General features: G+C 70.4%; 9 protein-coding genes. 2 read left to right on the forward strand and 7 right to left on the reverse strand.

Annotated elements, in window-relative coordinates; genetic code table 11:
• Positions 1-43 precede the first annotated feature (43 nt).
• Positions 44-1,498: an RNB domain-containing ribonuclease gene (locus Pph01_RS41090; protein ID WP_239117390.1), complete on the forward strand. Its 1,455-nt coding sequence runs from the start codon at positions 44-46 to the stop codon at positions 1,496-1,498.
• A 60-nt stretch (positions 1,499-1,558) separates the two neighbouring features.
• On the opposite strand, the gene Pph01_RS41095 is transcribed toward Pph01_RS41090, so the two are convergent.
• From Pph01_RS41095 to Pph01_RS41125, 7 genes are all read right to left on the reverse strand, one after another.
• Positions 1,559-4,273 carry a DEAD/DEAH box helicase gene (locus Pph01_RS41095; RefSeq protein ID WP_204078683.1) on the reverse strand — a complete coding sequence of 905 codons (2,715 nt, stop codon included), beginning with the start codon at positions 4,271-4,273 and terminating at the stop codon, positions 1,559-1,561.
• A gap of 320 nt (positions 4,274-4,593) precedes the next feature.
• Positions 4,594-5,514 (reverse strand): diacylglycerol/lipid kinase family protein, encoded by a 921-nt coding sequence (locus Pph01_RS41100; protein ID WP_204078684.1) that lies wholly within the window; start codon positions 5,512-5,514, stop codon positions 4,594-4,596.
• Positions 5,515-5,594: 80 nt separating this feature from the next.
• Complete coding sequence (gene tatC, locus Pph01_RS41105) at positions 5,595-6,470, reverse strand: twin-arginine translocase subunit TatC (protein ID WP_204078685.1); 876 nt, start codon at positions 6,468-6,470, stop codon at positions 5,595-5,597.
• A 49-nt stretch (positions 6,471-6,519) separates the two neighbouring features.
• Complete coding sequence (gene tatA / locus Pph01_RS41110; protein ID WP_204078686.1) at positions 6,520-6,849, reverse strand: Sec-independent protein translocase subunit TatA; 330 nt, start codon at positions 6,847-6,849, stop codon at positions 6,520-6,522.
• 106 nt (positions 6,850-6,955) lie between these two features.
• Positions 6,956-7,111 (reverse strand): hypothetical protein, encoded by a 156-nt coding sequence (locus tag Pph01_RS41115; RefSeq protein WP_204078687.1) that lies wholly within the window; start codon positions 7,109-7,111, stop codon positions 6,956-6,958.
• Positions 7,112-7,196: 85 nt separating this feature from the next.
• Positions 7,197-8,150 carry a helix-turn-helix transcriptional regulator gene (locus Pph01_RS41120; RefSeq protein ID WP_204078688.1) on the reverse strand — a complete coding sequence of 318 codons (954 nt, stop codon included), beginning with the start codon at positions 8,148-8,150 and terminating at the stop codon, positions 7,197-7,199.
• 7 nt (positions 8,151-8,157) lie between these two features.
• A complete protein-coding gene (locus tag Pph01_RS41125; protein WP_204078689.1) occupies positions 8,158-9,126 on the reverse strand; it encodes a helix-turn-helix transcriptional regulator in 969 nt (322 codons plus the stop codon).
• Positions 9,127-9,165: 39 nt separating this feature from the next.
• Between Pph01_RS41125 and Pph01_RS41130 the strand changes: the two genes are divergently transcribed.
• Complete coding sequence (locus Pph01_RS41130; protein WP_204078690.1) at positions 9,166-10,239, forward strand: DUF3866 family protein; 1,074 nt, start codon at positions 9,166-9,168, stop codon at positions 10,237-10,239.
• The last annotated feature ends 224 nt before the right edge of the window (positions 10,240-10,463 follow it).

Here is a 10,463-nt window from a genome sequence, read left to right on the forward strand (position 1 = left end):
CGGCCACTGCGCGTACGGCTCGCTCAGGAGTAGGTTGACCCGCGTGCCGCACACCACCATCCGCCTCTCCGGCGAGCAGGCGGGAAAACGAGCAGGCCGTCCGGACGGTGACGACCTCGCGACCGGACTCGCCCGCATCCGCCACGAGTTCGGCCTGCCTGGGGACTTCCCGCCGGCCGTCCTGGACGAGGCCCAGCAGGCCGCCCGGAGCCTGGCAGTCCCCGATGAGGACCGGACCGACCTGCCGTTCGTCACCATCGACCCGCCCGGATCCATGGACCTCGACCAGGCTCTGTGCATCGAGAAGCGCCTGGGCGGCTACCGGGTCTGGTACGCCATCGCCGACGTCGCCGCGTTCGTCCGCCCAGGTGGGGCGATGGACCTGGAGGCGAGGACCCGGGGCGAGACCGTGTATCTGCCCGACTCCCGCGTCCCGTTGCACCCCACGGTCCTGTCCGAGGGCGCGGCCAGCCTGCTGCCCGGCCAGGTCCGCCCCGCGGCATTGTGGTGCGTCGATCTCGACTCGGACGGAGAGCTGGTCGGCGTCGACCTGCGGCGCGCGATGGTGCGCAGCCGCGAGCGGCTCGATTACGCGACCGTGCAGGCGGCCGTCGACGCGGGCAGGGCGGAGGGCACCCTCAAGCTGCTCTCCAAGGTGGGTCCCCTGCGGCTCGCCCTCGAGCGGGCGCGCGGTGGAGTCAGCCTCCCGACCCCCGAGCAGGAGGTCGTCCACAACGGCGACGGCTATGCGCTGGAGTTTCGCGCCACTCTTCCCTGCGAGGCATGGAACGCCCAGATCTCCCTGCTCACCGGCATGTCGGCGGCGCAGTTGATGCTCGACGCCGGAATCGGGGTGCTGCGCGTGCTGCCCCCGCCCGCGCCGCGCGACATCGTGAAGGCCCGCCGGGTGGCGGCCGCGCTCGGCGTCCCCTGGCCCGAGAACGCGTCGTACGGAGACGTCGTCCACGATCTCGATCCCAAGGTCCCCGGCCACGCCGCGTTCCTCCGCGAGTCGACGATCCTGCTCCGGGGCGCCGCGTACACCGCCTTCGACGGCGCGCCGCCGCGGGTCACCGGGCACTCCGCCGTGGCCGCGCCGTACACGCATGTGACGGCGCCGCTGCGGCGCCTGGTCGACCGCTACGCCACCGAGGTGTGCGTGGCCGTCGCCGCGGGCGAGCCGGTGACCGAGCAGGTCCAGGAGGCCCTCTCCGTGCTGCCCGAGCAGATGTCGGTCGCGGGCAGGCGCGCGAGCGGGGTCGAGCGCGCGTGCGTCGACCTCGTCGAGGCGGCCGTGCTGCACCGCCGTCTCGGGCAGTCGTTCGACGCCGTCGTCATCGACGTCGACGAGGGCAGGCCCGGCGGGCAGGTGCAGGTGACCGATCCGGCCGTCGTCGCACGCTGCGACGGCGACCGTCTGCCTCTCGGCGAGCGGGTCCGGGTACGGCTCACGCGAGCCGACCCGGCGACCCGCGAGGTCAGGTTCGCGCTCGCCTGAGTCCCGGCACCGCCGGGGCGCCCGGCACGACCACGGTCACGACCACCCTCACGAGCACTCTCACGACACCGAGGAGTACGCGACCACGCCCCGGCGCATGGCGTCGATCGCCTTCACCGCGTTCGCGCGGACCTTGCTCCCCTTCGGCGCGGCGTCCTTGAGCTGCGCGAGCAGGTCGAGCAGCTGCTTGATCCAGCGGACGAAGTCGCCGGCCGCCATGTCGCCGTCGGTCAGCACCGCGTCGAGGGTGTGCCCCCGGGCCCAGCGGAACGCCGACCAGGCGAAACCGAGGTCGGGCTCCCTGATGAAGGACAGCCCGTGGTCCTGCTCGATGCCCTCGAGCTCGCCCCACAGCCGGATCATCGCGGCCAGCGCCTCCTTGGCCGCCCCCGCCGGGATCTTCGGGCTGCGGGCGTCGTCGGACTGCCGCGACTCGTAGACCAGCGACGACACGCAGGCGGCGAGTTCGGCCGGGTCGAGAGCCTCCCAGATGCCGGCGCGCAGGCACTCCGCGGTGAGCAGGTCGAGCTCGGTGTAGAGCTTGGCCAACCGCCTGCCCTCCTCGGTGACGCTCTCGTCTTCGAGGTATCCCAGCTGGTCGAGCACGCCGCACACCTTGTCGAAGGTGCGGGCGATCACGTGCGAGCGGCCCTCGACCCGGCGCCTGAGCGCTTCGGTCTCCCGGTACAGCTTGTGGTAGCGCTCCCCCAAGCGCGCGTGGTCCTCCCGCTCGTCGCAGCCGTGGCACGGATGGCGGCGCAGCTCCACCCGCAGGCGGCCGATCTCCTCGTCCTCGGTCGTGTGGTCGCGCGCCCTGGCGGGCTTGCCGAGGTCGCGATCACCGAGCTTGGCGTGCAGCGTGGAGACCAGGTTCGCCCGCTCCTTGGGCGACCGGGCGTTGAAGTTCTTCGGGATCCGGATCGTGTCGACGGGCTCGACCGGCACAGGGAAGTCCGCGGGCGATAACTTCTTCACCTGCTTGCCGATGGTCAGCACCAGCGGCGACGGCCCCTCGCCGCGCATGCTCGTCCCGGGGTCCAGGACGACGGCGAGGCCCGCCCGCCGCCCTCCGGGCACACGGATGACGTCCCCGGGCTTCAGCGCCTCCAGCGACTGCACGGCCTGCGCCCTCCTTGCCGCGCCGCGCTGGCGGGACAGCTCGGCCTCCCGGTCGGACAGGCGGCGGCGCAGCGCCGCGTACTCCTGGAAGTCCCCGAGATGGCAGGTCATCGCCTCGGCGTAGCCTTCGAGGGCCTGCTCCGACTTGCGGAGCTGCCGAGCCAGCCCGACGACGGCCCGGTCTGCCTGGAATTGGGCGAAGGAGTCCTCCAGGAGGGTCCGGGCCCGCTCCCGGCCGACCTGCCCGACCAGGTTGACCGCCATGTTGTACGAGGGCTGGAAGCTCGACCGCAACGGGTAGGTGCGGGTGCTGGCGAGCCCGGCCACGCTCAGCGGGTCGGTGCCCGGCTGCCACAACACGACCGCGTGGCCCTCGACGTCGATGCCGCGCCGGCCTGCCCGGCCGGTGAGCTGGGTGTACTCGCCCGGGGTCAGGTCGGCGTGCGTCTCGCCGTTCCACTTGTCGAGCTTCTCGATCACGACCGACCTGGCGGGCATGTTGATCCCCAGCGCCAGGGTCTCGGTCGCGAACACGGCCTTGACCAGACCCTTGGTGAACAGCTCCTCCACGACCTCCTTGAACGCGGGGAGCATGCCGGCGTGGTGGGCGGCGAGGCCGCGTTCGAGGCAGTCGCGCCACTCCAGATAACCGAGGACGGCCAGGTCCTCGTCGGGCAGGTGCGCGGTCCGCTCGTCGACGATCTGGCGGATCTCGTGCCGCTCGCTGTCGGTCGTCAGCCGGAGCCCGGCGGTGAGGCACTGCATGACCGCGGCGTCGCAGCCGGCCCGGGAGAAGATGAACGTGATCGCCGGCAGCAGGCCTTCGGCGTCGAGCTTCTCGATCACGTCCGACCTGCTTGAGCCGTTGGCCCGACCCGGCCGGGTGTAGCCCCGCTTGCCCCGCATCTGCGCGAGCCGCATCTCGTCGCGGGAGATCCGCATGACCGTCGGGTTGATCCGCAGCGTGTCGTCGCCCTCGTTGACGAACAGGTCGTACAGGCGGTTGCCGACCATCAGGTGCTGCCAGAGCGGCACGGGCCGGACCTCGTCGACGATCACCGTGGTGTCGCCCCTGACCTCGCCGAGCCACTCGCCGAACTCCTCGGCGTTGCTGACGGTGGCGGACAGGGCGACCACGCGGACCGACTCGGGCAGGTGGATGATCACCTCTTCCCAGACGGCGCCGCGGAACCGGTCGGCGAGGTAGTGCACCTCGTCCATCACGACGTAGCCGAGGCCGGCCAGCGTGGCCGACCCCGCGTAGAGCATGTTGCGCAGGACCTCGGTGGTCATGACCACGATCGGGGCCTCGCCGTTGACGCTGTTGTCGCCGGTCAGCAGGCCGACCTTGGCCGCGCCGTACCGCCTGACGAGGTCGTTGTACTTCTGGTTCGACAGAGCCTTGATCGGCGTCGTGTAGAAGCACTTGCGGCCCTGCTCGAGGGCGATGTGGACGGCGAACTCGCCGACGACGGTCTTGCCCGACCCCGTCGGAGCCGCCACCAGGACGCCGTCTCCCGCCTCGAGCGCCTCGCAGGCGTCGATCTGGAACTCGTCCAGATCGAAGTCGTACAGTCCGCGGAACGAGGCGAGAGCGGGCCCCTGCCCGGTCTGCTCCTGGCGGAATGCGGCGTAGCGTTCCGCTGGCGTGCTCATACTCTCTCCTCGATTAGCGGCTCGTCCGAGTGTTCAGGGACTGTCCATCTCCGTCGTCTCGTTCGGTCCGCTCGTTCATGAGTCAACCCTACCGATATCGGGATTCCGGACCGCTCGTCACCACGCGCCGTAATCGCCGATTCCGTCCGCCGGCGGCATCTGCTCGCTGCGGTGCCGGAGGCCGGAGGCCGGAGGCCGGACATGCGGATGACCCTGGAGTTCTCGCACTCCCTCAGGCCGCCGCTCACCCGATGATCATACCAAGTCGATATTTGGTTCGAATGCAATTATTGATCGGGGGTATTTTTCGACTCGGTCCATCATTCGGCGGGAACGAGGACACGGAGGGCTCCGGGCACGACGGCGCAGTACACCGGAGCGGAGCCCACCCGCTCTCCGTCGGCGTAGGCGACCACGTCAGGCGCCTCCAGCGTCACGCTCCGGGCGCGCTTGACCGTCACACCGGGGTGGTTGAGGTGGCTGCCCCGGTAGACGCGCGGAAACGTACGGAGGAACTCCCCACGGGACATCGCCCCCAGGGTCAGCACGTCGAGCAGGCCGTCGTCGGGACGGGCGTCGGGGCAGACCCGCATGCCCGCGCCGTACGAGGAGGTGTTGGCGACGGCGACCAGCACGGCCTCCTGTTCGGCGACCTCACCGTCCAGCGTGATCCTGAAGGGGATCGGCGCCCAGGAGCGCAGTTCCCGCACGAGGGCGACCACGTATTTGGCCATGCCGGGCGGGCGGGTCATCTCGTTGGCCCGTTCGTTGACGCGGGAGTCGAATCCGCAGGCCATGACCCCGGCGAACCACTCTCCTCCGCCGTCACCGTGACCATCACCGTGGCCTTCGCCGGTGCTGAGCCTGGCGGCGTCGATCACACGGTGGTGCCCCGCGGTCACGACGTCCGCGGCGGCCATCGGATCGCGGCGGGCGATCCCCAGGGCGCCGGCGATGTCGTTGCCGGTTCCCGCCGGGATGATGCCAAGGGGAACGTCTGTTCCGGCGACCGCCTGCAGAGCCAGGTGGACCAGCCCGTCGCCCCCGAAGGCGACGAGCGCCTCCGGACCGTCCGCGACGATGGAACGAGCACGCTCGAGGGAGTCCTCCGGCGACGTGCCGACGATCACCGAAACGGGACGCCCGCCCGCCCGCAACCGCTGGACGACGGGGTCCAGCAGTCGCATCGTGCGGCCGCCTCGGGCGGCGGGGTTCACGAGAACGACGATCTCTCCGGACATGTCCGGAACCTAATGCAGGAATCCGGCGCGCAACAGCCCCGCTGCCGATCTGTGACAGCGTCTGCGCCGGATTCCTGGAGCTACTCCCTCGTGTCGACCGAATCCGCGGAGCCAGTGGGCGCCGACGGTCCGTCGAGTTCCTCTTCGAGCGCCCGCAACCGCTCCGCCTCGGCCACGTCCTTCTTCTTGTCGTGGAAGTACATGAAGATCTCCGCGACAAAGAACAGCACCACCATGGGAGCCGAGAGGGCCAGCATGGTGAACGGGTCCTGGCTGGGCGTCGCCACCGCGGCGAAGACGAACAGCAGGAAGATGATCATCCGCTGGTGTTTGGACACCACCGAGTACCGCAGCACGCCGATGACGTTGAGGAACACCATGAGCAGCGGCATCAGGAACGAGACGCCGAAGACGACGAGCATCAGGATCAGGAACCCGAGATAGTCGTCCACGTTGATGAGCGGGATCGCGTTGCTGGGCACGAAGCTGAACAGGAGGGCGAGCCCTCGGTCCATCGTGAGATAGGCCAGCGCGGCACCGGCCGCGAACAGCGGAACCGCCAGGCCGAGGAAGCCCAGCGAGTAACGCCGCTCGTTCTTGTAGAGCCCGGGCGTGACGAAGGCCCAGATCTGGTACAGCCAGATCGGCGCGCTCACGACCGCGCCGAAGATCATCGCGACCTTGAGGTTGATGAAGAAACCATCCAGCACGCCGTTGACCACCAGGGTGCAGCTTTCCCCACTGGTGATCCTGTAGGCCGCCGGCAGCCGGCAGAACGGCCCGGTCATGAACCGCCAGATCGGGTCGAAGAACATGAACCCGACCACTGTGCCCGCGATCACGGCCAAGAGCATCTTGACCACCCGGTTGCGCAGCTCGCGGACATGGTCCATGAGCGACATCCGGCCGTCGTCGTCGGTGGGAGACTTCGAGCTCGCCCGCTTCAGCAGCGCCATGTCAGTGATCCTGCTCCGGGGGTGGGGGCCAAGGGCAGGGCCCTGACGATCAGCTGGACCTCTGGTCGTTCTGCGGCTGCGCGGCGGGCGCACCATTCACCGTGGGCTCGGAGGTGGCCTTGAGGCGGCGGTTCTCCTCCTCCAGGAGGCGCAGGCGCTCCTCGACCGACGGGCCGGCCGCGGTGACCTGCTGCGGCGGCACGGGCTCGGCCTTGACGACCACCGGCTCGCCGTCCTCCCGCATGCTGGTCGTCTCCTTCTTGAACAGGCGCAGCGACTGCCCAAGAGCTCTCGCCGTGTCCGGCAACTTCTTGGCTCCGAACAGCAAGATCAAAACCACGCCGATAATGATCAGCTCAGGCGCACCTAGTCCACCCATTATGTTTCCTTAAGCGCAGGGGTCGTTCCTCAAGACCGATCGTACGCGCAACTGGCGGCGCTGTTACCCGCGCCCGTCCTCGATTGCGCCGATGGCCATGTGGAATTCACCGGGGACGATCGGATGAGGATGCCAGACGCTGCCGGCTGCGGTCGATTTCCCGGGTCAGCCCCCGTGCGGCGACCAGGACCCGGACGGACAGGAATCCCAGCACGACAAGCCCCGCCATCCCGAGACCCACCGCCGCGAAGATCCAGAACATGCCCGCCATGCTAACGGGCCTTTCGCCTCCGCGGGCGCACCGCCTCCGGACCGTGACGCCGGCGGGTGACGCCAAGTTGTTGCCGTCAGGCCACGGAGTCGTAATTGGCGAGCGCCTGCTCTGCCGTCTCCCTGACGCGGTCGGCCAGCGACGCCGGCGAGGACACCCGGCCGCTGTCGCCCAGCCGCAGCGCGAGCCGTACGAGCCAGGACTGGTCGCGCGCACGGAGCGAGACCCGCAGGCGGCCCTCGCCCAGCTCCACGACCTCCTCGCAGGGGTAGTACTCGGCGACCCAGCGGCCCGCGGGCGTGAGCTCCAGCTCGACCAACTCGTCGCTGTCCGAGGGCCGGAAGACGCCTTCGGTGACGTCCATCGGCTCGGCCTCCGCCGGCGGGTCCGCGGCCACGTCGAGGACCTCCACGTCGAGGATCCTGTCGAGCCGGAACATCCGCATGGCCTCGGCTCGGTAGCACCAGCCCTCGATGTAGTGGCGGCCGTCGACCATGACGACCCGCAGCGGGTCGACCTCACGGGGGGTGATCTCGTCACGTCCCGGCACGTAGTAGCGCAGGGACAGCCGCCTGCCCCTGCGGGTCGCGTCGGCGATCACCGAGTGCGCCCCGGGAGCGGCGCCCACCTCGATCTGAACTTGGCTGCTGACCGTGGCCGCGCCGTCGCCCGCCGCCTGTTCCAGCTTCGCGATCACGCGGGCCAGCACGTCGCGGCCTTCGAACTCGGGCAGTTCGTCGAGCATGCGCAGCGCGACGAGCAACGCGCTCGCCTCGTCCACGCCCAGCTTCAGCGGCCGGGCGATCGTGTCGGCGTTCTCGATCGTGATCTCGCCGCCGTCCCACGACACGTCGATCAGGTCGCCGGGGGTGTGCCCCGGCAGGCCGCACATCCACACGAGCTGGAGATCGTCGATGAGCTGCTTCTCGGACAGGCCGAACAGCCGCGCCACCTCCGGCACCTCCGCACCCGGATGCGACATCAGGTACGGCACCAGCGCGAGCAGCCTCGGCAGCCGGTCGGAACTCATCGAACGCTCACCTCTCGCAGTTCGGGTCGCCGGCCGTCTGGAAAGCGCCCTTCAGGCGGCGGATCACGGCCTCCCGGGCGTCGGGGGGGTCGATGACCTCGGCGTCGGAGCCGAGGCTGGCGATCCACCCGGCCAGCCGCTCGGGGTCGGCGAACGTGACGTCCGCCTCGTCCCACTCGCCCGGCCCCGTCCGCACCTCGCGGGCGGCGTGCCGGAGGCCGGCGCAGGTGCCCTGCCGCACCTTGATCAGGGCGACCCTCTCGTTGGGCGCCTCCTGGAAGCCGACCATGGACCGCAGGTCGACGCCCTCGGGGACGGTGACGGCTCCCGGCCGTCCCACGGGCGACACCGGACCGGCGATCCGGCTCAGCCGGAAGACCCGGGGCGCGTCGCGGTCACGATCGTGGCCGACGGCGTACCACCGGCCGCCCCGGCTCACCACTCCCCAGGGCTCGACGACCCGGGTGAGGACGGACTCGCTGCCCGCCGACCGGTAGGCGAAGGTGACCGCGCGGCGGTCCCGTACGGCCTCCCACAGTGCGGGGAAAGCGGGGTCGCGGGTGTCCAGCCGCAACTCGAGCGGGCTCTCCGCCAGGTCGGCCGGCGCTCCGCCCGCCTGGAGCTTGATCAGAGCGCCGCTGGCCGCCTCCGCGAGGCTGGCCCGCTGCCACACCTGGGCGGCCAGGCCGATCACCGCGGCCTCGTCCGCCTCCAGGGTGATCTCGGGAAGCTCGTAGGCCTGCCGTACGATCCGGTAGCCGGGATCGTCCTCCCACGGGTCCCTGTGGACCTCGATGGGGATGCCGATCTCGCGCAGCTCGGTCTTGTCCCGCTCGAACATCCGCTGGAAGGCCTCGTCGTTCTCCGGGTCGTACCCGGGAACGGCGTGCCGGATCTGCTCGGCGCTCAGCGGCCGCCGCGTCGCGAGCAGGCAGATCACCAGATTGAGCAGCCGCTCGGTCTTCCGCCGCGACATCGGGCCTCCCCTCCAATCGAGAACGCTACCCTTTTCGGCGTGATCAGATGGCGCAAGGGCGAGGTGACCAGGATCCGGCGCGAATGGCCGGGGGCCATGGAGCTGGACGTCACCCTCGACGAGGGACAGTGCCGCGCACTCGCCTACCCCTCGCTGGTGGGACGCCCGGAGCCCGGAGACACCGTGCTTCTCAACACGACCGCGCTGGCCATGGGCCTCGGTACGGGAGGGTACGCCATGGTGGTGGCCGTTCCCGACCGTTTGCCGGAAGATCCCTCCGGCCCCGGCCACCTGGTCAAGGCCCGCTACACCCCGTTGCAGGCCACCGTGCTCGGCGCCGACGAGCAGGACTCTCCGTACCACGAGGTCCTGAAGGACGCCGACTCGCTCGACGGCATGCCCGTCGTGATCGCCGACCTGCACTCGGCCCTGCCCGCGATCCTCTGCGGTTTCTACGCCGCCGCCGGACGGGACGCGCGGGTGGCCTACGTGATGCTCGACGGAGGGGCGCTGCCCGCCTGGTTCTCGATGTCGTGTGCCGAGCTGCGGACGCGCGACTGGCTGTGCGGCGTCGTGACGGTCGGGCAGGCGTTCGGCGGCGACGTCGAGGCGGTCACGCTTCACACGGGCTTGCTCGCCGCCAGGCACGTCCTGAACGCCGACGTCGCGATCGTCACCCAGGGGCCCGGCAATCTGGGCACCGGCACCCGGTGGGGGTTCTCCGGCGTCTCCGCCGGCGAGGCCGTGAACGCGGCCGCCGTGCTGGCGGGACGGCCCGTGGCCGCGCTCCGCGTCAGCGAAGGCGACAAGCGGGAGCGGCACATCGGGGTCTCGCATCACTCGCTCACGGCCTACGGCCGGGTCGCGCTGGCCCCCGCCCAGGTCGTCGTGCCGGAGTTGCCCGATTCGTTCGGCGCGATGGTGCGCGAGCAGGCGGCCCCCCTGGCGGTACGGCACGAGCTCGTGAACGTGCCGATCGACGGTCTCCACGAAGCCCTCCATGAATCGCCCGTCCGCCTGTCCACGATGGGCCGCGGCCTGGATGAGGATCTCGCCTACTTTCTGACCTCGGCCGCCGCAGGCAGGCACGCCGCAGCCCTGCTGGATGCCTAGCTTCCATGCAGGCAGGCTTCGCCGCGTAAGCAGGCTTAGGCGCGCGGGTAGAAGATCATCCCGGGTGACCGCTCCCCCGGCGATCATGTTCGCGTGGGGTGGTTGATGCGCTGTCCGGTGGTCCGGGCGGTGTAGGTGAAGGCCCAGCGGTCTTTGCCTGCTTTCCGGCGTTGGTAGTGGTGGGGGCGCCGGTAGCGGACGCGGTTGTGGAACTGGCAGGCGGG

Origin of the sequence: Planotetraspora phitsanulokensis, from assembly GCF_016863295.1 — a bacterium.
Classification (GTDB): Bacteria; Actinomycetota; Actinomycetes; order Streptosporangiales; family Streptosporangiaceae; genus Planotetraspora; species Planotetraspora phitsanulokensis.